18 protein-coding genes are annotated in these 21,523 nt (G+C 52.1%); 8 read left to right on the top strand and 10 right to left on the bottom strand.

The window, feature by feature from the left end; genetic code table 11:
• Positions 1-8: 8 nt before the first annotated feature.
• Positions 9-1,601, bottom strand: a complete 1,593-nt coding sequence (gene malX / locus O6D90_RS12150; protein WP_016156442.1) for a maltose/glucose-specific PTS transporter subunit IIBC — start codon at positions 1,599-1,601, stop codon at positions 9-11.
• A gap of 169 nt (positions 1,602-1,770) precedes the next feature.
• Here malX and O6D90_RS12145 point away from each other — a divergent pair, with 169 nt between their 5' ends.
• A complete protein-coding gene (locus O6D90_RS12145; RefSeq protein ID WP_016153014.1) occupies positions 1,771-2,799 on the top strand; it encodes a Mal regulon transcriptional regulator MalI in 1,029 nt (342 codons plus the stop codon).
• 45 nt (positions 2,800-2,844) lie between these two features.
• Here the strand turns inward: O6D90_RS12145 and O6D90_RS12140 are convergent, their stop codons facing one another.
• Positions 2,845-4,353 (bottom strand): YdgA family protein, encoded by a 1,509-nt coding sequence (locus O6D90_RS12140; RefSeq protein ID WP_032931310.1) that lies wholly within the window; start codon positions 4,351-4,353, stop codon positions 2,845-2,847.
• A gap of 106 nt (positions 4,354-4,459) precedes the next feature.
• Positions 4,460-5,635 (bottom strand): mannose-6-phosphate isomerase, encoded by a 1,176-nt coding sequence (gene manA, locus O6D90_RS12135; RefSeq protein ID WP_016156444.1) that lies wholly within the window; start codon positions 5,633-5,635, stop codon positions 4,460-4,462.
• Between the two features lie 262 nt (positions 5,636-5,897).
• On the opposite strand from manA, the gene fumB reads away from it, so the two are divergent.
• Positions 5,898-7,544: a class I fumarate hydratase gene (gene fumB / locus O6D90_RS12130; RefSeq protein WP_016153017.1), complete on the top strand. Its 1,647-nt coding sequence runs from the start codon at positions 5,898-5,900 to the stop codon at positions 7,542-7,544.
• Positions 7,545-7,686: 142 nt separating this feature from the next.
• Positions 7,687-9,090 carry a class II fumarate hydratase gene (fumC, locus tag O6D90_RS12125; RefSeq protein WP_016156445.1) on the top strand — a complete coding sequence of 468 codons (1,404 nt, stop codon included), beginning with the start codon at positions 7,687-7,689 and terminating at the stop codon, positions 9,088-9,090.
• Here fumC and tus read toward each other — a convergent pair.
• Both tus and rstB read right to left on the bottom strand, forming a co-directional pair.
• Positions 9,087-10,016 (bottom strand): DNA replication terminus site-binding protein, encoded by a 930-nt coding sequence (tus, locus tag O6D90_RS12120; RefSeq protein ID WP_016156446.1) that lies wholly within the window; start codon positions 10,014-10,016, stop codon positions 9,087-9,089. The two genes, fumC and tus, sit on opposite strands and share 4 nt — an antisense overlap.
• 73 nt (positions 10,017-10,089) lie before the next feature.
• Positions 10,090-11,391 carry a two-component system sensor histidine kinase RstB gene (rstB, locus tag O6D90_RS12115; RefSeq protein ID WP_016153020.1) on the bottom strand — a complete coding sequence of 434 codons (1,302 nt, stop codon included), beginning with the start codon at positions 11,389-11,391 and terminating at the stop codon, positions 10,090-10,092.
• A gap of 65 nt (positions 11,392-11,456) precedes the next feature.
• Here rstB and O6D90_RS12110 point away from each other — a divergent pair, with 65 nt between their 5' ends.
• Complete coding sequence (locus O6D90_RS12110) at positions 11,457-11,801, top strand: DUF1294 domain-containing protein (RefSeq protein WP_071600311.1); 345 nt, start codon at positions 11,457-11,459, stop codon at positions 11,799-11,801.
• A gap of 22 nt (positions 11,802-11,823) precedes the next feature.
• Here the strand turns inward: O6D90_RS12110 and O6D90_RS12105 are convergent, their stop codons facing one another.
• Entirely contained in the window at positions 11,824-12,615 is a 792-nt protein-coding gene (locus O6D90_RS12105) for an MBL fold metallo-hydrolase (RefSeq protein WP_016156449.1), read from the bottom strand.
• A 192-nt stretch (positions 12,616-12,807) separates the two neighbouring features.
• Between O6D90_RS12105 and O6D90_RS12100 the strand changes: the two genes are divergently transcribed.
• Positions 12,808-13,638, top strand: a complete 831-nt coding sequence (locus tag O6D90_RS12100; protein ID WP_016156450.1) for an aminoglycoside phosphotransferase family protein — start codon at positions 12,808-12,810, stop codon at positions 13,636-13,638.
• Positions 13,639-13,767: 129 nt separating this feature from the next.
• Positions 13,768-14,796, top strand: a complete 1,029-nt coding sequence (locus tag O6D90_RS12095) for a HoxN/HupN/NixA family nickel/cobalt transporter (protein ID WP_016156451.1) — start codon at positions 13,768-13,770, stop codon at positions 14,794-14,796.
• Positions 14,797-14,944: 148 nt separating this feature from the next.
• Here O6D90_RS12095 and rstA read toward each other — a convergent pair whose 3' ends face one another.
• Positions 14,945-15,688 (bottom strand): two-component system response regulator RstA, encoded by a 744-nt coding sequence (rstA, locus tag O6D90_RS12090; protein WP_016156452.1) that lies wholly within the window; start codon positions 15,686-15,688, stop codon positions 14,945-14,947.
• A gap of 117 nt (positions 15,689-15,805) precedes the next feature.
• Between rstA and O6D90_RS12085 the strand changes: the two genes are divergently transcribed.
• The gene (locus O6D90_RS12085; protein ID WP_016153026.1) at positions 15,806-16,141 is read left to right on the top strand and encodes a GlpM family protein; all 336 of its coding nucleotides are present in this window, start codon (positions 15,806-15,808) and stop codon (positions 16,139-16,141) included.
• On the opposite strand, the gene folM is transcribed toward O6D90_RS12085, so the two are convergent.
• The 3 genes from folM to ydgH form a co-directional block, all read right to left on the bottom strand.
• Entirely contained in the window at positions 16,138-16,860 is a 723-nt protein-coding gene (gene folM / locus O6D90_RS12080) for a dihydromonapterin reductase (RefSeq protein WP_016156453.1), read from the bottom strand. The genes O6D90_RS12085 and folM overlap by 4 nt on opposite strands.
• Positions 16,861-16,896: 36 nt before the next feature.
• On the bottom strand, positions 16,897-18,279 hold the full coding sequence (locus O6D90_RS12075) for an amino acid permease (RefSeq protein WP_016156454.1): 1,383 nt from the start codon (positions 18,277-18,279) through the stop codon (positions 16,897-16,899).
• A 244-nt stretch (positions 18,280-18,523) separates the two neighbouring features.
• Positions 18,524-19,468 carry a DUF1471 family protein YdgH gene (ydgH, locus tag O6D90_RS12070; protein WP_016156455.1) on the bottom strand — a complete coding sequence of 315 codons (945 nt, stop codon included), beginning with the start codon at positions 19,466-19,468 and terminating at the stop codon, positions 18,524-18,526.
• Positions 19,469-19,993: 525 nt separating this feature from the next.
• Between ydgH and pntA the strand changes: the two genes are divergently transcribed.
• Entirely contained in the window at positions 19,994-21,523 is a 1,530-nt protein-coding gene (gene pntA, locus O6D90_RS12065) for a Re/Si-specific NAD(P)(+) transhydrogenase subunit alpha (protein WP_029139532.1), read from the top strand.

The raw sequence follows: 21,523 nt of genomic DNA, 5'->3' as shown, positions 1-21,523 counted from the left end.
TGTTGTCCTTAAGCCTGTACGGTGTTCATCAGAACCGCGATCTCGTCTTTCACTGACTGGACCTGCGGACCGATAACGACCTGAAGGTTATGCTGATTGAGTTGTACTACGCCAATGGCACGATTGTCCTTCAGAGCCTGTACGTTAACAAGCGACATATCTTTCACTGACAAGCGCAGACGGGTGATGCAATTATCCAGGCTGACAATGTTTTCTGCGCCGCCCAGCGCCGCCAGAATAGCAGGGACGTTGTAACCTGATTTACCAGGCGCTCCGGCCATTACTTTTTCGATATTGCTGGCAATTTCGACTTCACGGCCCGGCGTCTTCAAATTGAAACGCGTGATGGCGAAGCGGAAGATCATGTAGTACACCGCAAACCAGATAGCCGCGACAACAGGGACCAGGTACCACTTGGTGGACAATCCGTGCAGGATGCCGAACACCACGAAGTCAATCAGGTTACCGTCAGTGTTACCGATAGTGACGCCAAGCACCGCCATCACGGTGAAGCCAAGACCGGTTAGCAGGGCGTGGATTACATACAGAACCGGAGCGACGAACAGGAATAAGAACTCGAGTGGTTCAGTTGTACCGCCGATGACACAGGCAATCAGACCAGAAATTAATAACCCTTTAATTTTATGACGATTTTCAGGGCGTGCGCAGTGGTACATGGCTAATGCCGCACCCGGTAAACCGCCGAGGAACGCCGGCATTTTACCCTGGGACAGGAAACGTGTTGCGCTTTCAGAGAAACCTTGCGTTGTCGGGCAGCTCAGTTGAGCCTGGAAAATAGTCAGTGCGCCGCTCACGCTATGGCCGCAGACTTCCTGTGTGCCGCCAGCTTCGGTGAAGCGAATGAGTGCCACCAGAATATGGTGCAGGCCAAAAGGCAGCAGCAGACGCTCACCGGTGCCAAACAGCATAGGACCAAATTCCCCCGCGCTATTGATGATGTGACCGAGTCCGGTAATGCCCATGGCGAAAACCGGCCAAATCAGGGGAATGACCAGCCCGACCAATCCCATCACCACCGAGGAGATGATAGGCACAAAGCGCGTACCACCGAAAAACGCCAGCGCATCCGGCAGACGAATGTTGTGGAAGCGTTCATGCAGCATCCAGACAATGATCCCGGCAATAACGGCACCGAGGATCCCGGTGTCGATCGACTGGATCCCCAGAATGTTTTGCACGTTGTTGGCTTTCAGGATCGCCGCATCTGTGGTGGGTAAGATACCTTTGGCGGTTAACCAGAAATTGACGGCGAGGTTCATGACCGCATAACCGACAAAACCGGCAAACGCCGCAACGCCTTTGTTCTCGCGCGCCAGGCCCAGAGGAATGGCAATACAGAACATGACTGGCAGGAAGCTAAACGCAAATGAGCCAACTTTACTCATCCAGGTAAAGATGGCCTGAAGCACCGGATTCCCCAACGCCGGGATCAGCGTCAAGACATCATGGCTACTCAACGAGCTGCCGATCCCCAACATGATCCCGCAAAATGAAAGCAGCGCTACAGGCAGCATAAAGGTTTTGCCCAACTGCTGGAAAAATTCCCATAACGTTATTTTTGGTGTGGTTCTCGCCGTCATCAAACGACTCCTTGTAAAGGCTAGCTGACTAATGATGGCGAGAAGATAAAACGTTTTACCTAATTTTAGTGCGGTATAAATCACATTATCGAACGATAATAGGGGGTATAAATATAAGTGATTGATAAAACGTTTTATCCGTCACGTTATCAGGGAGTTTTCTGTTTTTATGGCTATAGCCAAAAAAATAACCATCCATGATGTTGCGCTGGCTGCGGGGGTTTCGGTCAGCACCGTCTCATTGGTGCTCAGTGGAAAAGGGCGAATTTCATCAGCGACTGGGGAGCGGGTGAATGCTGCTATTGAGCAACTGGGGTTTGTGCGTAACCGCCAGGCATCAGCGCTGCGCGGCGGGCAGAGCGGAGTAGTTGGTTTGATTGTACGCGATCTTTCAACGCCGTTTTACGCCGAGCTGACGGCGGGTCTGACGGAAGCGTTAGAAGCGCAGGGGCGCATGGTCTTCTTACTGCACGGCGGTAAAGATGGGGAGCAGCTGGCGCAGCGTTTCGCGATGTTACTCAACCAGGGGGTGGATGGCGTGGTCATTGCCGGGGCCGCTGGCAGCAGTGATGCACTGCAACAGTTGGCCGCTGATAAAGGGATCCCGGTGGTATTTGCATCCCGCGCCAGCTACATGGATGACGCAGACACCGTCAGGCCCGATAACATGCAGGCTGCACAGTTACTGGTTGAACATCTTATCCGCCACGGACACCAGCGTATTGCCTGGCTGGGCGGGCAGAGTTCTTCATTGACTCGCGCAGAGCGCGTCGGCGGCTATTGTGCAACGTTACTAAAATATGGTTTACCGTTTCATAGCGACTGGGTGCTGGAGTGCTCATCCAGCCAGAAGCAAGCCGCAGAAGAGGTAACGGCGCTGTTACGCCGCAATCCCACGATCAGCGCGGTGGTGTGCTACAACGAAATAATCGCCATAGGCGCCTGGTTTGGCTTGATGAGAGCAGGACGTCAGAGTGGCGAAATTGGTGTCGATCGCTATTTCGAACAGCAAATATCGTTGGCCGGATTCGCTGATGTGGCGGAAAACGCGTTGGACGATATCCCGATTACCTGGGCCTGTTCGCCCGCGCGTGAAATGGGATACACCCTTGCTGAACGTATGCTACAACGCATTGCCCACGATGAAGGTCATTCACGCAATCTGACGCTTTCCGCTCGTCTGGTGGCGGCGAAATAAAAAAGCCCGATAAACACTGTTATCGGGCCTGTCACCGACGAGTGATTATTGTTGCGGGATGGCAGGGGCATCCGGCTGTGTAAGAGAAGGCATACCGAACATACCAACAAACTCATCCAGCGGCATTTTTTGTCCGTTCAGCGTCACCTGGCCGTTTGCGTATTGCAGGCTGGTGCCGATAACGTTGTCCTGCAAAGTCGTAATGCGGAACATCTGACCCATCGCCGCCAGGCCATTAACCTGTTGCTTCGCCAGACCAGCCGCTTCTTCCTGCTGATATCCTTCCAGTTTGGCAATTTGCGTCATGAACTCAGTCGCCATATCGACAGGGATGGTCAGTTTCGCATCCAGCGATTTGACGGAACGATCCACTTCCTGGGCCAGCGTTTGCGGATCCACCGTGTTTGCGGTCGGATCTTTTAGCAGCAGTGACAGATTAAATGTGGTTTCACCTTTTGCATTCTTCCAGCTCAGTGGAGCAATGGTGACAACCGGTTCGCCTTTCATCAGAATCGGTAGCGCATTAAAGAAGGCTTCGGTGACTTTCTGCTGATAAAGCTCAGGATTTTGGACCACATCAATCTGCGCCATCAGCGCTTTGGTTTGGGCGCTGTACTGCTGGCTGAACTGGTGCAGTGCTTCACCGTCAATCTGGCCAACTTTTAACGTCAGCTTACCGCTCCCCATATCCTGGCCCTGCAATTTAAGGCTGTTCAGGGTGTAATCCAACTGGCTGTTGACGGTTTTGCCATCGTTAATCAGATCGGATTTGCCATCGATACCCATGCCTTCCAGCACCGCCAGCTCTTTGCCCTCGACTGAAATCGACAGTTTTTCGAGGGACAATTTCTGATCGCCGATGCGCTCACCAAAGCTTGCGATACTGCTGGAACCTTCAGTTTTCAGGTTATTGAAAGTAACTTGTACTTTCTGATCATACTCATTGACGGCATTAACCAGGCCACTTTGCGCCTCGCCAGTCAGCGACACCGCATTACCATCCTTATCTGCCGTAAACTGGAACTCCCCGCCGCTAAAGGCCACTTTTTCGTCGCCTTTCTCGTAGTTCAGCGGTTTGAGGGAGAGATCGGAACGGGTATCCCCACTGTAGCCAATACGGGAATTAATGATGAATGGCGTCTCACCTTTGGCAATATCAAACAGCGGTTTCGTCACGTCGTTATTGACCAGCGTCGTTTTCACGGAGGCCATTGCCGGAACAAGATTCAGTGATTTCAGCTGAGCCAGCGGGAAAGGACCGTGATCCACGGTTTCATTCAGGACGATGCTTTGTCCCGGTTTCAGCCAGGAATCTGCCTGACCGGCGACAGGTTTAACCACCAACTGCAGTTGGCTATTGAACACGCCGCGCTGGTAGTTTTGATAACTCAGTTCAATGCCCGCCTCTGGGGAGTAGCGTTTTAACTGATCGTTTGCCTGCGTCACCATCTCGGCGAGATGCGTTTCGAGTTTCTTTCCTGTGTACCAGGCGCCGCCCGTCCAGACGATACCCAGTGCAACCACCACACCCGCAGCTACCAGCGATTTTTTCATTTTGATATCCATAAAATAAAACCAGGCGTTTGAAGACGCCTGGAGGAGTGACATGTCTTTAACTCACTACAGCTTAGCAAGAGTTGTTAAAAATATCAGTATCTTGCTACAGCTTGTTATAAACCTGAGCTAAACGGCCCGTGCCGCTGACGTTTACCGGCGATTCATTCGCGCTAATAAAGGCCGACTCACCCGGCTGCAGCACCAGACGCTGCTCGCCCTTGCTCAGCACAGCTTCACCTTCGATGCAGAACAAAATGGCCGCACTTTGCTGGCTGATATCTGCGCCATTGGCGGTCAGTTCATGCAAGGAGAACGCGAAATCGTCGACCGGAATGGGGAAGTCCAGTTCGCTGTCAGTCTTAACTGGCGTGGTCAGCAGTTGATTGGCTGGCTTGGCGACAAACTTAACGTTGGCGACCAGCTCCGGGATATCAATGTATTTTGGCGTCAGTCCGGCGCGCAGCACGTTGTCCGAGTTAGCCATTACCTCCAGCGCCACACCTTGCAGGTAGGCGTGTGGGGTTTCGGCAAATAAGAACATCGCTTCGCCAGGATTGAGTTTCACCACATTGAGCAGCAGCGGGGAGAAGAGCCCGCTGTCATTCGGATAGAAATCGGCGATCAGGCGAATGGTTTGCCACGGTTCACCCTGCTGGCTGTTCAGCGCCGATTTCAGGATCGCCAGCGCATGGGATTTCTCCTCATCCTGCATATTCAGCAAGCTGGCGAAAAGATAGCTCAGACGTTCCGCGCTCGGTTCCTGCAGGAAATGCGCAATCGCCGGATGCGCGGCGGACACCGGTTGTAACAATGCGACAATGTCTGAGAACTCGCGGAATGCGTTCATCGCCAGGAACGGTGTCAAAGCAAAAACCAGTTCAGGTTTGTGGTTAGGATCTTTGTAATTGCGCTCGGCGGCATCCATCGGGATCCCCGCCGCGTTTTCTTTGGCAAATCCGATTTCAGAGTTGTGCTTGTTAGGATGAACCTGAATCGAAAGAGGTTGCGCGGCGCACAGCACTTTAAACAGGAAAGGCAGTTCACCAAAGTGTTTCGCAACGGCATCGCCTAACAGTGCGGATTTATCGTGTTCGATGACATCACGCAGAGCGACCGTCTGGCCGTCAGCGTTCAGAACCTGCGAACTGCTTTTCGGATGCGCGCCCATCCACAGCTCAGCCATCGGTTGCTGATTGGGGTTGGCAATCCCATAAAGTTCCGTTAACGCAGTTTTACTTCCCCAGGCGTAGTTCTGCACTGAGTTGATGAGTTTTTGCATTCTCAAGCCCTGTTTCAATGTGGAATTTTCTACGGCTATTAAACCAAGAAACCCTGAGCGAAGTAACCTGCACATGTAAAAAGTCGTACTTGTCTCAGTTTTTGTTAAAAAATTGTGTAGGATATGGTGACTCGCTTTTAATACCCTGAGTAATTCCGGTTGCAGAAAGCCTTTCCTTCTACAACCCGACCTGCGGCAGGGAAGCAGGGCAATGGAACATCTGCCCAGAGAATAACCAGACCGAGCAGTAAGTGAGAGCACAATGTCAAACAAACCCTTTCATTATCAGCATCCTTTCCCCCTCAAAAAGGATGATACCGAATACTATCTGCTGACCAGCGACCATGTCTCCGTTGCCGAATTTGAAGGGCAGGAGATTGTTAAAGTCGCGCCGCAAGCCTTAACGCTGCTGGCTCGTCAGGCCTTCCATGATGCATCGTTTATGCTGCGTCCTGCGCATCAGCAGCAGGTGGCCGACATTCTGCGTGACCCGGAGGCCAGCGAAAACGACAAATATGTGGCCCTGCAATTCCTGCGGAATTCTGATATTGCGGCAAAAGGTATTTTGCCGACCTGTCAGGACACCGGCACCGCGATTATCGTGGGTAAAAAAGGTCAGCGCGTCTGGACCGGCGGCGGTGATGAAGCTGCGCTGGCGCGCGGTGTGTATAACACCTACATCGAAGACAACCTGCGCTATTCACAAAACGCCGCGCTGGATATGTATAAAGAGGTGAACACCGGTACCAACCTGCCGGCACAGATAGATTTGTATACCGTCGATGGCGATGAATACAAATTCCTGTGTATTGCCAAAGGCGGTGGTTCGGCGAACAAAACCTATCTGTACCAGGAGACCAAAGCGCTGCTCACGCCGGGCAAATTAAAAAATTACCTGGTTGAGAAGATGCGAACGCTGGGAACAGCGGCTTGCCCGCCGTATCACATTGCGTTTGTGATCGGTGGAACCTCAGCGGAAGCCACGCTGAAAACGGTGAAACTGGCGTCGGCTAAATATTACGATGAGCTGCCGACCGAAGGTAACGAACATGGTCAGGCATTCCGCGATGTGGAGCTGGAAAAAGAGCTGCTGATTGAGGCACAGAATTTGGGGCTGGGCGCGCAGTTCGGCGGGAAGTACTTCGCTCATGATATCCGCGTGATCCGCCTGCCGCGTCACGGTGCGTCGTGTCCGGTTGGTATGGGCGTTTCTTGCTCAGCCGATCGAAATATCAAAGCTAAGATCAACCGTGAAGGTATCTGGATCGAAAAACTGGAGCATAATCCAGGCAAATATATACCAGAAGAGTTGCGCCAGGCGGGAGAAGGCGAAGCGGTACGCGTTGACCTCAATCGTCCGATGAAAGAGATCCTGGCCCAGTTGTCGCAGTACCCGGTTTCTACACGTCTGTCGCTTAACGGCACCATTATTGTTGGCCGTGATATTGCGCATGCGAAACTGAAAGAACGGCTGGATAACGGCGAAAGTTTGCCGCAGTATGTTAAAGATCATCCGATCTATTACGCTGGCCCGGCAAAAACGCCGGAAGGCTATGCCTCTGGTTCGCTTGGACCAACCACGGCAGGGCGTATGGATTCGTATGTTGACCAGCTTCAGTCCGCAGGTGGCAGCATGATCATGCTGGCGAAAGGCAACCGCAGCCAGCAGGTGACCGATGCCTGTCATAAGCATGGCGGCTTCTACTTAGGCAGCATCGGCGGCCCGGCAGCGGTGCTGGCCCAGGGCAGTATCAAGAGTCTGGAGTGTGTGGAATACCCTGAACTGGGGATGGAAGCCATCTGGAAAATTGAAGTGGAAGATTTCCCGGCGTTTATCCTGGTGGATGACAAAGGCAACGATTTCTTCAAACAGATTCAGACGTCGCAGTGCGCACGCTGCGTTAAGTAACGTCAGCCGCCCTTCGGGGCGGTTTTTTTTTACCGCACGAACCACCAAACGACAGATTAATCCTCGTTAATACTCATAAGACCAATGCAAATGGGCAATGTCGAAACATAACCTAATCAATTGTTAATGTAAGGAGCAGGTAATGGTAACGGTACGCCGCGAGAATGATTCAATGGGGGCGATTGATGTTCCAGCCGATAAGCTTTGGGGCGCGCAAACCCAACGTTCGCTGGAGCATTTTCGTATCTCTACGGAGAAAATGCCGGTCTCGCTGATCCATGCGCTGGCGCTGACGAAACGCGCCGCAGCAAAGGTTAACCAGGATCTCGGGCTACTGGCGGAGGATAAAGCCAGGGCTATTATGCAGGCCGCAGATGAGGTGTTGGCGGATAAACACCGCGATGAGTTTCCGCTGGCCATCTGGCAAACCGGGTCAGGAACACAAAGCAATATGAACATGAACGAGGTGCTGGCAAACCGGGCCAGCGAGTTGCTGGGCGGCGTGCGGGGGATGGAACGGAAAGTTCACCCCAACGATGATGTTAATAAAAGCCAAAGCTCGAATGATGTGTTCCCGACCGCAATGCACGTTGCCGCGCTGCTGGCACTGCGTAACTCACTGATCCCGCAGTTAAATGTGTTAACCAAAACGCTCAGTGATAAATCACACGCTTTCGCGGATATCGTCAAAATTGGTCGTACACATCTGCAAGATGCAACCCCGCTTACGCTCGGCCAGGAGATTTCCGGCTGGGTGGCAATGCTTGAACATAACCTCAGACACATTGAAAACAACTTACCCCACGTGGCGGAACTGGCGCTGGGAGGAACCGCGGTAGGGACCGGACTGAACACGCATCCGGAATATGCCCGTCGGGTCGCGGATGAATTGCGGGACATTACCTGTGCGCCGTTCGTTACCGCACCGAATAAATTTGAAGCGCTAGCTACCTGCGATGCACTGGTTCACGCCCACGGCGCGCTAAAAGGGTTGGCGGCATCGCTGATGAAAATCGCCAACGATGTGCGCTGGCTGGCATCCGGTCCACGTTGCGGGATTGGCGAAATTTCGATTCCTGAAAATGAACCGGGCAGCTCCATTATGCCGGGTAAGGTCAATCCTACCCAGTGTGAAGCGCTGACCATGCTTTGCTGTCAGGTAATGGGCAACGATGTCGCCATCAACATGGGCGGAGCGTCAGGTAATTTTGAGCTCAACGTTTACCGACCAATGGTCATCCACAATTTCCTGCAGTCGGTGCGTCTGCTGGCTGACGGTATGGAAAGCTTTAACGAGCACTGCGCGACAGGAATCGAGCCTAATCGTGAACGAATCGATCAACTGCTCAACGAGTCGCTAATGCTGGTGACCGCGCTCAATACACATATCGGTTATGATAAAGCCGCTGAAATTGCCAAAAAGGCGCACAAAGAGGGGCTGACGTTAAAAGCCTCCGCCCTGGCGCTGGGGTATCTAACCGAAGCGGAGTTTGACAGCTGGGTACGCCCGGAACTGATGGTTGGCAGTATGCGGTCAGGCAGTTAATCCGCAACGTACAGGTGCAGCCGGGGAATAATCAATCTCAACGGCTGCGCCTGAGGTTTAAAACGATGCTGAACATTGTCGGCATCATAATTCAGTAACTCGCCGATATCTGGTACGGTCATGCCGTTTTCATTGTTGATCAACGCGATCAAGGGCGTCGGGCAGGCATATTGCACCTGCTTTTGTTCTCCTTTGTACCAGACGCGGGCGATGGGCTGCACTTTTACCGGCCGTTTAATCTTCAGGCGCGCCTGCTGGCCCAGGGCGGCGACATCCTGATATTCCCGTTCAAGCTTCGCCTGCCACTCTTCCCGCGTCCAGGGATGTACGCTGCGCGGCGACGTCAGGCTTTTTTCCAGTTGTTGTAGTACTTCATCGCGTTTCAGATTTTTAATAATGTGTTTGTTGGCCCAGCCAAATCGCAGGGTGGCAGGCTCTCTGACAAGGGTGAGCGTACGATAGGCATTCAGCGTAATCAGTCCCGGCAGGTGGCGATGCACCCATTCAAAACGCGCTGCCGGTGCCAGTCCTGATTCCACCGTGACAATGCGCTCGAAGGTAGTTTTTAGCTGGTTAATACGCTGTATTTGCTCTTCCAGAGCGCGCTGAACTGCGTTATCTACCTGATAACACAGTACGCCTGGCAGGCGGACGGCCGCTTTGCTGCTACGATTCTCGGACTGTTGCTGGATAAACAGATGACGATAGTGGCGTAGCGCCAGCGTTTCAGCCTCTTTACCTAAATGTTGCTTAACATCAATGTTCTGCAGTGGGGCATGCTCTGCCTCTTTGACTACTTCCGGTAACGAGAAGACGCGCGCAATCAGCAGCGTTTGCTGCAACAGATTGTCGTTCAGAAGCGCCAGCTCTTGCTCCATCTGGCGGAAGGTGCCGTTCAGGCGGTCGACGAGATCATAACGGGCCATAGATTTACCATTTTAGTTACAACATACTTTTTTATAGCACAACCTCCACCATTTGACCACCGAGCCGAATGGGTCAGGCAGCTGAAATTTCAGGAATGTTATGCCAGACGGGCCAACTGAAACAAAAGCGGGCACCGCCGAGTTCACTTTCATCACAGACGACCGTACCGCCCATAGCCAATGCGATCGAGTGAACAATGGCTAGCCCAAGCCCGCAACCACCGGTCGCCCGGTCACGGCTGGGGTCAAGGCGTACAAACGGTTCAAAAACCTGTTCGCGGGCGTCTGGAGCAATACCGGGACCGTCATCTTCCACAACCAGCGTCGCCTGATTGCCATTCAATAACAGGCTCGCTTGCACCGTAGACTGGCAATAGCGCAGGGCGTTATTCAGTAGATTATCCAGTACGCGCTCCATCAGGCGCATATCCAGCGCGCCGTAGTCGCCAATATTAAGATGGCGTAAGCGCACCGCACGCTCAGGGTTTACGCTTTGCACATCCTCCAGATGGGTTGTCAGCCAAACGGCCAGATCCGGTACGCTGAGCTTCAGTTCATTTTGCGGACGGTCCAGCCGGGCATAGGTCAGTAATTCTTCGATTAACCCTTCCAGTTGGCCAATATCGCGATTCAGCGCCTGGGATTCCTGCGCGGTGAGGTTATCACTCATTTCCAGACGATAACGTAGGCGTACCAGTGGGGTACGAAGCTCATGGGCAATGCCATCGATAAGTTGTTTCTTACTGGCGATTAGCGCATTGATATTGTCTGCCATCTGGTTAAACGCGATACCCAATCGCTCAAAGCTGGAACCGCTGTCAAAATGGAGGCGTTCGCCCAGATGTCCTTCCCCAAAACGCTGTGCAGCAGCTTCCAGTCGCAGCATTTCCTGCCAGTGCGGACGCATCCAGATAAGTACCGGAAAGGCCAGCGAGATAGCAATAAACGCCATCAACGCGATGTCCAGCAAGCGCATTTGATGGAGAAAATAGAGATAGGGAAGCGGGCCGACGGCCAGCACGTAATGGCTGCGTGGGATCCGTTGAATAAATGTGTACTGATCGTCAAGCGCCACGATATCGCCTTCGCGCAAACGTTGCATTGTTTGAACGTCCAGCGTGTACTTATTTAACGGTTCAACGCGCAGGTCAAAGGAGAGGTTCAAATCCATCTCCTTCAGCGTTTTACCCCAGTCACGTGGCGGGATCTCGCGAAGCTCGCTGCGCATCAGGTATAACGAGCTTTTCATTAAATCGTCGAGCGATTGTCTGCCTGCGCGCTCTGCGGTGAATTTATAGACCAGGCCGACCAGCAGGGTCATCACCAGAAAGCAGACAAACAGCAGGAGATAAAACTGTACAAACAGCTTCTTCATAAAAAATCACCGAATACATAATATAATGCTCACCGATACTCTCAAAATTGCTGTGATATAAAAATATGAATTTCAATCGCTGTTGTTATTTACTACTCATTTTCGCAGCGTTAGGCTGCATTTTCACCTCGCATCCCTTTGTTATATGGTTTTTGCTCGCCAACATACTGACGTTGGCAATGTACGGTGCGGATAAAATGGCAGCGCGCAGGGCCTGGCACCGAGTGCCGGAGTCCACTTTGCTGCTGTTTGGCGTTGTTGGCGGGTGGGGTGGCGCGATAGCCGCTCAACAACTCTTTCGCCATAAAACACAAAAACAGCCATTCAAAACCTATTTCATTATCAGTGTGATAGTGAATGTGTCTGTCATCGGAGCGGCCTATCATTTCTATCCCATTTCATCCTGGTGAACGTCAGTGACAGGCAGCCTGCTTACTTGAGACAGGAAACGTACTTTTCACCTGAGCGCTGCACGATGTCATCGGCATTTTTCGTTATGTCCTTCCCTTCAAACGCGCCATAGAGTTGCTTAAATTTCACCGTACTCAGGCGGTGGGTAATGTCGCTGACCGTTGCGGCTGGCAGTGGCAACATATTGGGGTAGCTCCACATAAAGGAGACGGCATGCGCCCCAGGGGTGACCTGAACGATATCGCCGGAAAGCACCACGCCTTCATCTCGCGCCCAGTGCAGAACGCAGCCGCCAGCAAAGTGTCCGCCGAGGCGTATCACACTGACGTCGCGTGTCAGTTCCAGGGTGTCGCCATCCCAAAATTTAATCCATGGGCTGTCGCGCATTACCCACTTGCGGTCATTGGCATGGAGATAAATGGGAGCGTTAAATTCGTCAGCCCAGTCTTGCATGGTGGTGTAGTAATGAGGATGCGAAATCGCGATGGCCTTAAGCCCGCCCAGGGACGTTATTAGCATTTTTGTGGCGTCGTCGAGCGTGGCAATGCAGTCCCATAAAATATTGCCTTCCGGAGTACGCAGAATAAACGCCCGTTGATCAATTGCAAAACCAGGAACGGTGCGGATGCTGAGGAGGGTGCTGTCATGTTGCCGCCACTTATTTGTGTGCGAAGCACAAAGTGCGACAAAATCGACCCATTCCTGCCCGGTCGCGGGAACATACTGACGTTCGTCCTGGCAGATATCGCAATGTTCAGGAAGGGCATCTGCAACCTCATAGGATGTTCCACAGGCTTTGCATAACGTGATCATCGTGTCTTCCTCTATTGAAAAAACACAGTCAGCATGGCACACCGATACGCAAGGGTGTGCCCTTTAGTGCTCTACACGATAAGCCAGGAATGGTGGGCGTGGGTCGTTGTGGCCCAACCAGCAGAAAGCAGGAATAATGTCTACACCGTCCCTGTCGAGGGTCATTTCCGGCGAAAAAAATGAGGATAATGTTTGGAAAATAGTCTGTTCAACACCTGGCTCAGCCGTTGGGGACTTACTCCTGATGGCCAACCGCTTGAGACGCACACATCACAGCTTTTGCCCGTGGTGACCAAAGATGGTCAGAAAGCCATACTCAAACTCACCGACGATGACAGTGAACGAAACGGCTGCGAACTAATGGTCTGGTGGAACGGGAATGGTGCTGCGAAAGTGCTTGCTCATGCAGCAGGGGCGATTCTGTTAGAACGAGCAACAGGGGTGGGGTCTTTAGCGGACATGTCCTGGTCCGGCAATGATGCGCAGGCCTGTCGCATTATTTGCCATGCAGCCAGTCGACTCCATCTCCCCCGGAATGCGTCAACGCCTGCGTTAACACCGCTGCTTTATTGGTTTCGCTGTCTGGCTCCTGCCGCGAAAAAGCATGGCGGCATCCTGACGCATTGTGCAGCGGTGGCAAACGTATTGCTCTCCTCTCCCCAGAATGAAGTCGTATTGCACGGTGACTTACACCACGGCAATATTCTTGATTTCGGAACGAAAGGATGGCTGGCTATCGATCCTAAAGGGCTGGTGGGCGAGCGTGGCTTTGATTACGCCAATATTTTTACTAATCCCGATCTTGCCGCCCCCACCAAACCTGTCGCCATTGAGCCAGAAATATTCGCACAACGGGTAAATATTGTGTCTGAAATCGCGAAGATTGAACGGCAGCGTTTGCTGATGTGGATTATTGCCTGGTGTGGGTTGTCGTCTGCCTGGTTTCTGCAAGAAGGAGACTGCGCCACGATACCCCTGCGCATCGCAGAGTTAGCGAGCGCGGAACTCACTTTTGGGGGGTAATCAATTTTGATCTACGACACGGGGCTGGTAATTCTTTAGAGTTATCATTAGCCTGGTAAATGTTTATTAATCAATCATTGAACGGCGGTGTGGTGTGTTGTTTAGCGAAAATTTGACAGGCTGTGAGCAATGAACGCATTGTTTTTATTATTAAAAAAACGCCCGAACATTATTTTGTTGATGGTCTTACTCATCGGGGCAAACATCGTGGCGTGGCTGTGGGCTTTCACTGTGTTTAGCAACAACACATCGTTACTGGCACTCAGTCTGATCGCGTGGTGCTATGGTTTGCGCCATGCTGTTGATGCCGATCATATCGCCGCGATAGATAGCGCTACGCGCAAACTTATGCAGCAGAAAAAACGCGCCCTGACGACGGGAGCCTGGTTTTCTCTGGGGCATTCCACCATTGTGGTACTGGCAAGCATTGGCATTGCGTTGACCACCAGCGTGTTTAAGCAACACATGGCATGGTTTCAGAATGTCGGCGGTCTGATAGGTACCACGGTCTCTGCCGTATTTCTGCTGATTCTGGCTACCATTAATCTCGTTATTTTCTGTCATGTCTGGAAGGCTTTTCGTCATCTAAAACGCACCGGTACTTACGATGGCACCACAGAGGAAATGACAGTTTCAGGCCCGCTGAACTGGCTTTTCCGCTCGGCGTTTCGGCTGGTAGGCAAAGACTGGCATATGTATTTTGTCGGCTTTTTGTTTGGCCTGGGTTTTGATACCGCTACTGAAATTTCTCTGCTCGGAATTTCTGCTTCAAGCGCGTCCAGTGGCATGTCGGTGTGGTCAATTCTCGTGTTCCCGGCGCTGTTTACCTGCGGCATGGCGCTGATTGACTGCCTTGACAGTATCCTGATGGTTGAGGCCTACGGATGGGCATTCAATAAGCCGCAGCGTAAGCTCTATTACAATATGACCATCACCGGGACCTCGGTAATTGTTGCGCTTTTTATTGGCGGGCTGGAGGCGCTGGGGCTTCTCTCTGACGCATTTTCGCTTCAGGGTGGTTTGTGGGATACCGTCAGCGAGTTGAGTGACCATATGGGGAATGTCGGGTTTGCGATTATTGGCGTCTTTATCGGCTGCTGGATTATTTCTGCAGTAAATTACCGTTGGAAAAAATACGACGGGCTGACGTTTAGTTGACACAAAAGAAAGCCTTCCGTGAAAGGGAAGGCTTGGATCTTACTTGAGGGCTGACTAATTCGCGGTGACGATACACACCTTCTTCATCACCCAAATCTGGGTGATATTATAAGTGACGGTGTAACGTATAATGGTCGACCCGGTGGGATTACATTTGAGGCTCATCGTCCCAGGCGTGCGGTGCGAACAGATAACCTTTGTTGCGCACCGTTTTGATTCGATAGGGCTCAGTCGCGTTATCGAGCAGTTTTTTGCGTAACCGGGAAATCGCGACATCAACGCTGCGATCCATGCCGTCATAACTTACGCCGCGCAGGTTCTTCAGCAGCGCATCGCGGTCCATAATTTGCCCGGCATGGGTTGCCAGCTCCCACAGTAATTCAAAATCTGCGGTGGAAAGAGAGACTTGCTCGCCGCCGAGCAGTACGGATCGATTGGTTGGGTCGATAGTGAGTGTGCCAAAGCGCAGCTTTGTGTGCGGCGTGATGGTTGCCGCCTGAATGCCTTTAGACTGGACTGAGTGTTCATTCTGGCGCAGATGCAGACGCAGACGAGCAAGCAGTACAGCTGGCGGCGTTGTCTTCAGAATATAGTCACAGGCACCCATTTCCAGCGCCAGAATATGGTTCATATCGCTGTCCAGCGAGGTGAGCAGGACAATAGGACCCTGCCAGCGTCCGCGCAAATCGCGGCAGATAGTCATCCCATCTTTGCCCGGCAGCATGATATCTAATAACACCAAATCGGGTTGAACTTGCAGGATTTTCTCCTCGGCCAAATCACCTCGAGGCTCAACGATAACCTCAATATCATGCCGGGCCAGATAGGCTGCAATCAGCGAGCCAACTTCGGGATCATCTTCAACAAATACGATGGTGTTCATATCATTCATTTTGAATATAAAACGCCAACATACACCGCCCCGGTTTTTCCTTCCATTAATCTTTTCTAAACAAGAACGCTTCCGTTATGCTAGAGGCTGATGTTATTGATGTGTTAAGGCAGGGTGATGGGACTCGTTATAAAAGCGGCGCTCGGTGCGTTGGTGGTGGTGTTAATTGGTGTACTGGCGAAAACAAAGAACTACTATATTGCCGGATTAATTCCGTTGTTCCCGACCTTTGCGTTGATTGCCCACTATATCGTGGCCAGTGAACGTGGGATCGAAGCGTTGCGTACAACCATTGTCTTCAGCATGTGGTCGATTATTCCCTATTTTGTCTACCTCGTTTCGCTGTGGTATTTCACCGGATTTATGCGCTTACCCGTTGCGCTCGGCGGTTCAGTGGTGTGCTGGGGCCTGAGCGCATGGTTGCTTATTTTTTGTTGGATTAAACTGCACTAACGCAGATGACGCCCGCCATCAAGGGCAAAACTACGCCCGGTGACAAAACAGCTGGTCAACAGATAGTCAATTAAATCAATGACCTCTTTTTCACCCGGCGCTGTTTTCATCAGTGATTTGTTCAATGCCTGCTGACGATACTCTGCATCGTCACCCTCGTTAAACAGGATTAGCGAGGGGGCGATGGCGTTCACTTTTACTTCCGGTGCAAGTTTGCGCGCGAACGAGCGGGTCATGTTGTCCAGCGCCGCTTTGCTGGCTGCATAAGCAATGTGCTTATCGCTGCCACGCTCCACAACATAATCCGTAAAATGGATAATATCGCTGGCCGCGTGTCCATGCCCGCGCAGCAATCCTTCCAGCGCGTGGTTGAGCAGGTAGGGGGTATTGACGTGAATCTGCATCATGGCCGACAGCACTTTGGTTAACGGCGCACCGGGCTTTTCTGCAAGCCAGGCACTGGCATTATGCACAATACCGCGCAGGCCATCCGTCTGTGCTTTGACCTCATCCGCAAAGGCCAGTACGCCTTCATCGGTGGAAAAATCAGCCTGGATACACAGCACGCCCGCATCTCGCAGGCCATCAATAGCCGGATAATGCGTGCGGTAGCTAACGATAACTGGCTGTTTTTGATTAATAAAGTGCCATGCGACGGCGAGGCCGATACGTCGACCTCCTCCGGTGATAAGAATTGGCAAAGGGGGTTTTTTACCCATCGTAATCTCCATGTGTCGCGAACGATGGGGACAATGTTACCCCATCAACATCCAGGTCGCCGGAACAGCAGCAACAAGCAGCAGGCCGATCAGCGCCATTTCCTGGCGTTTTAATACGTTTTCATGCGCGTGTGTTTTACGGGCATAAAGGAAGACCAGCAGCCCTGGCGCATACAGCACCACAGACAGCAGCAGGTGCATCGGACCTGACGCATACAATAACCATATGCCATAAATACTCGCTCCGATACCGACAGCCTTATGAATTGGACGAGTGGCAATTTTCAGCAGAAATGCGCCGACCAGTAAATAGGGCACCAGAATCATTTCTGAGGCGATGGTTAATAACGTATTGTAGTCGGAACCTGTGAGCCAGATCAGCACCAGGCAAATCTGTACGCAGATATTGGTCAGCCACAGCGACGCCGATGGCGCGCCTTGCGCGTTCTGCCGCGCAAAAATGCGTGGAAACGCTTTGTGCGTGGAGGCGAGGAACGGCACTTCCGCCGCCATAATCGTCCAGCTTAAATAAGCACCGCACACGGAGACAATCAGACCTGCGGCAATAATAATTTCACCCCATGGCCCCATCATTTTCACCATCAGACCGGCCATTGACGGGTTGCGGATCTCCGCCAGTTCGGGACGCGCGACAACGCCCAGAGACAGCAGGGTGACAAGCAGATAAACGCCCAGCGCGGCGAGTACCGCCAGCAGCGTAGCGCGTCCGACATCGCGTTTGTTTCTGGCACGAGCTGAAACCACCACCGCGCCTTCCACACCGATGAAAACCCACAGGGTGATGAGCATGGTGTTTTTTACCTGCTCCCAGACGGGAACGCCCAACGCTACGCCGGTAAAATCGAGGGTAAAGGTGTCGAGCTTAAACAGCATAAACGCCAGCACGATAAACAGACCAAGCGGCAGTAATTTCGCCAGCGTCGCCACCAGGTTAATACTGGCTGCCGTTTGCACACCACGCAGCACCAGAAAATGGACCACCCACAACAGCACCGATGCGCCAACAATCGACCGCCAGGTATTACCGTCGCCAAACAGACGTAACTCCGGCGTGTCGGTAAAGAAGCTGAGCGCAGAGAAAACAATCACCAGATACGAAACGTTAGCGATAACAGCACACAGCCAGTATCCCCACGCGGAGCAAAAGCCAATCAGCTCACCGAAACCTTCACGTGCATAGGTAAATATGCCGCCATCCAGTTCAGGACGGATACGCGTCAGAAGCAGCATGGCAAAGGCGAGCAAAAGGATACCCGCACCGGTAATCGCCCAACCAATCAGTAATGCAGCCGGGCTTGCTACCGCCGCCATATTTTGTGGCAGGCTGAAAACACCAGCGCCGAGCATTGAGCTTAAAACCAGCGCGGTGAGTGCGCTCAGACCCAATTTCTTTTCCATTTGTATCCAGTGACAAAAACGAGAGTGAGAGAATAATTATTTTGGCAAACCGCATAAAAATGGTGAAAGCCACTAAGGCGCGGGATTTTACGGAGAGAAGAGAACGCATGCAATGGGGATAGAGAGATTTGTGACTAATAGTGTGAAAAGTAGTCTTAATACTGCTGTTTTTGTTTCGCCCGAGGGGAGAATGGCGGGAAATTATCAGGTCTACAAGGCTGTAGACCTGATAAGGTACTGAGTATTACTTATACAGGTCAGCGCTGATGGTCATGTTATTACCACGTTCAGACCACTGGCGGGTGATGTGATAATACTTAGCGCCTTTCTTCGCTGCGCGTTTGGCTACCTGGTAAGAGATTTCAGTCATGTTGCCATAGTTACCGGTGAACTTGATGCTGTCGAACGGCACCATCATAGCGGCGGTTGCTTTGTTCAGTTCTTCAACTTTGGTTCCATCCGGCAGCGTGACAGTGTAACGCCCACCTTTGGTGGATTGCGTTTCGAAGAAACGACCGACTTCAGCGCTCGGAGACGCGGTAGTCGCAACGCCTGGGATCTCAACTTTCTTCGCGGCTTCGCCACCGGCGGCTAATGCGGCACGTCCGGCATCTGAATCTGCTGGGATCGCATCAGGGCTTTGTACTACGCGTTTTTTCGCATCAGCTTTATAGATGAATGCGGTAATACGCTGGTTGCCGCCCTGGTTGGCATCGACCTGGCGCACGATGTAGAAGGAGTAAGCGCCTTTCTCTTTCGCTGCTTTGGTGATGGCATCGTTCACTTCAGGCTGGCTGCGGTAGAAACCCTGCACCGTAACGGTATCGAATGGTTCTATCAGAACGGCCTGATCTTTCGGTAATTCCATAACGCCGTTAATGACACGGTTTTTGGACGCTTCCGCTTTTTCAGCATCGGCTTTATAGATGTCGGCTACAACGCGCCAGTTACCGCCGCTGCCAAAATCTGAGGTATCAACAACATAAAAGGAGGCTGCACCGTCTTTATCTGCACGGCGTGATACGGCGGTCACCGCGTCACCGATAGCATTAAAACGACCGGTAACCACAATGCGGTCATAGGGTTTCAGGGCAGCCGCTTGCTCCGGCGTCAATTCTGTCGCTGCATTTACAGAAAAAGCAGTCGCAGAAATAAGTGCGGACGCCAGGAGAGTGTTCTTAAGCTTCATAAAAATAATCCTTCGCCTTGCGCAAACCAGGTACTGGTATTGTTATTGACTAGAAACGTCGCTGATTATTGCATTTAAATTGTGTCAGTGTCTGCGTCATTTTTCACTCATCGTGCCACGTGACGTAACAACACAGATAACATTTTGTGATATGTCGAAAATTTCGGCGTTTGGCGACCAAAACTGATAAAGCAGTTGAATTTCATAAGTTAATTTAATGTTAATCAATTGTTTTTGGCAGGCACGTAATCATGTTTTGCCGCTTCGCTTGAGCGAATTATCGGCCTTTGTGGGCTATTTTTAGGGTATTTTATCTGCCAGCGGTTCGATTCATCTCTATTTCGCAAATTTCATAATAAATACTGTTTTTTGGCGCTAGATCACAGGCGTCATTTTCAGTAGGTTATACAGAGTTTGTTACTGTTTTATTTTATTGGGGTAACACTGACCTCTTTCGAGAGTGCGCGCATGCCTCGTGCGAACATTGATAAACCATCATCACAAATACAGATGGAAGGGAACATTATGCGAATTGGCATACCAAGAGAACGGTTAACCAATGAAACCCGCGTCGCAGCTACGCCGAAGACGGTTGAGCAGCTGCTTAAGTTGGGTTTCAGCGTCGCGGTTGAAAGCGGTGCAGGTCAACTGGCAAGTTTTGACGATAAGGCGTTTGTACAAGCAGGCGCAGAAATTGTTGACGGAAATGCCGTCTGGCAGTCAGAGATCATCCTGAAGGTCAACGCGCCGGAAGAGGCGGAAATCCCGTTGCTCAACCCGGGCACGACGCTGGTGAGTTTTCTTTGGCCCGCGCAAAACCCTGAGCTGTTGCAGAAGCTGGCAGAGCGCAACGTGACGGTTATGGCGATGGACTCCGTGCCGCGTATTTCGCGCGCGCAGTCGCTTGATGCCTTAAGCTCGATGGCGAATATCGCCGGGTATCGTGCCATTGTTGAAGCCGCTCATGAATTTGGCCGCTTCTTCACCGGCCAGATCACCGCCGCGGGCAAGGTTCCACCTGCTAAGGTCATGGTGATTGGTGCGGGTGTGGCAGGTCTGGCTGCTATCGGTGCGGCAAACAGCCTGGGCGCTATCGTTCGTGCTTTTGACACCCGTCCGGAAGTGAAAGAACAAGTTCAGAGTATGGGCGCTGAGTTCCTCGAACTGGACTTTAAAGAAGAGGCCGGCAGCGGCGACGGTTACGCCAAGGTGATGTCCGAAGCGTTCATCAAAGCCGAAATGGCGCTCTTCGCCGCGCAGGCGAAAGACGTTGATATTATCGTTACCACCGCGTTGATTCCGGGCAAACCGGCACCGAAACTGATCACCCGCGAAATGGTCGATTCGATGAAGGCGGGCAGCGTGATTGTCGATCTCGCCGCGCAAAACGGCGGTAACTGCGAATACACCGTGCCTAACCAGGTGACCACCACCGAGAACGGGGTGAAGGTTATTGGTTATACCGATCTGCCAGGCCGACTGCCGACGCAGTCTTCCCAGCTTTATGGCACGAACCTCGTTAACCTGCTCAAGCTGTTGTGCAAAGAGAAAGACGGCAATATCACCGTCGATTTTGACGACGTAGTCGTACGTGGCGTTACGGTGGTTCGCGAGGGTGAAATCACCTGGCCTGCGCCGCCTATCCAGGTTTCTGCTCAGCCGCAGGCTGCGCCAAAAGCCGCGCCCGCGCCGAAAGAAGAGAAAAAACCGGCCTCACCGTGGCGCAAATATGCGTTGATGGCACTGGTCGTCATACTGTTTGGCTGGCTTGCTGATGTCGCGCCGAAAGAGTTCCTGGGTCACTTTACGGTGTTCGCGCTTTCCTGTGTAGTGGGTTACTACGTGGTCTGGAATGTGTCGCACGCGCTACACACTCCGCTGATGTCCGTGACAAACGCTATCTCCGGGATCATCGTTGTCGGGGCGTTATTGCAAATTGGCCAGGGTGGCTGGGTGAGTTTCCTGAGCTTTATCGCGGTGCTTATTGCCAGCATTAATATTTTCGGTGGCTTCACCGTGACTCAGCGCATGCTGAAAATGTTCCGGAAAAACTAA

This window comes from Citrobacter sp. 21OH12SH02A-Citro (assembly GCF_027919895.1).
GTDB classification, from domain to species: Bacteria; Pseudomonadota; Gammaproteobacteria; order Enterobacterales; family Enterobacteriaceae; genus Citrobacter; species Citrobacter braakii.
The sequence above is the reverse complement of the archived record's forward strand: the minus strand, read 5'-3'. Positions and strand labels throughout refer to the sequence as shown.

What these genes read in the sequence shown, in the direction of transcription:
- O6D90_RS12095 (WP_016156451.1), top strand. Translation starts at nt 13,768, where the DNA reads ATGAACGCATTGTTTTTATTATTAAAAAAACGCCCGAACATTATTTTG.
- O6D90_RS12075 (WP_016156454.1), bottom strand. Translation starts at nt 18,279, where the DNA reads ATGGAAAAGAAATTGGGTCTGAGCGCACTCACCGCGCTGGTTTTAAGC.
- ydgH (WP_016156455.1), bottom strand. Translation starts at nt 19,468, where the DNA reads ATGAAGCTTAAGAACACTCTCCTGGCGTCCGCACTTATTTCTGCGACT.
- O6D90_RS12110 (WP_071600311.1), top strand. Translation starts at nt 11,457, where the DNA reads ATGAATTTCAATCGCTGTTGTTATTTACTACTCATTTTCGCAGCGTTA.
- tus (WP_016156446.1), bottom strand. Translation starts at nt 10,016, where the DNA reads ATGGCCCGTTATGATCTCGTCGACCGCCTGAACGGCACCTTCCGCCAG.
- pntA (WP_029139532.1), top strand. Translation starts at nt 19,994, where the DNA reads ATGCGAATTGGCATACCAAGAGAACGGTTAACCAATGAAACCCGCGTC.
- rstB (WP_016153020.1), bottom strand. Translation starts at nt 11,391, where the DNA reads ATGAAGAAGCTGTTTGTACAGTTTTATCTCCTGCTGTTTGTCTGCTTT.
- fumB (WP_016153017.1), top strand. Translation starts at nt 5,898, where the DNA reads ATGTCAAACAAACCCTTTCATTATCAGCATCCTTTCCCCCTCAAAAAG.
- malX (WP_016156442.1), bottom strand. Translation starts at nt 1,601, where the DNA reads ATGACGGCGAGAACCACACCAAAAATAACGTTATGGGAATTTTTCCAG.
- O6D90_RS12140 (WP_032931310.1), bottom strand. Translation starts at nt 4,353, where the DNA reads ATGAAAAAATCGCTGGTAGCTGCGGGTGTGGTGGTTGCACTGGGTATC.
- folM (WP_016156453.1), bottom strand. Translation starts at nt 16,860, where the DNA reads ATGGGTAAAAAACCCCCTTTGCCAATTCTTATCACCGGAGGAGGTCGA.
- rstA (WP_016156452.1), bottom strand. Translation starts at nt 15,688, where the DNA reads ATGAATGATATGAACACCATCGTATTTGTTGAAGATGATCCCGAAGTT.
- O6D90_RS12085 (WP_016153026.1), top strand. Translation starts at nt 15,806, where the DNA reads ATGGGACTCGTTATAAAAGCGGCGCTCGGTGCGTTGGTGGTGGTGTTA.
- manA (WP_016156444.1), bottom strand. Translation starts at nt 5,635, where the DNA reads ATGCAAAAACTCATCAACTCAGTGCAGAACTACGCCTGGGGAAGTAAA.
- O6D90_RS12145 (WP_016153014.1), top strand. Translation starts at nt 1,771, where the DNA reads ATGGCTATAGCCAAAAAAATAACCATCCATGATGTTGCGCTGGCTGCG.
- O6D90_RS12105 (WP_016156449.1), bottom strand. Translation starts at nt 12,615, where the DNA reads ATGATCACGTTATGCAAAGCCTGTGGAACATCCTATGAGGTTGCAGAT.
- fumC (WP_016156445.1), top strand. Translation starts at nt 7,687, where the DNA reads ATGGTAACGGTACGCCGCGAGAATGATTCAATGGGGGCGATTGATGTT.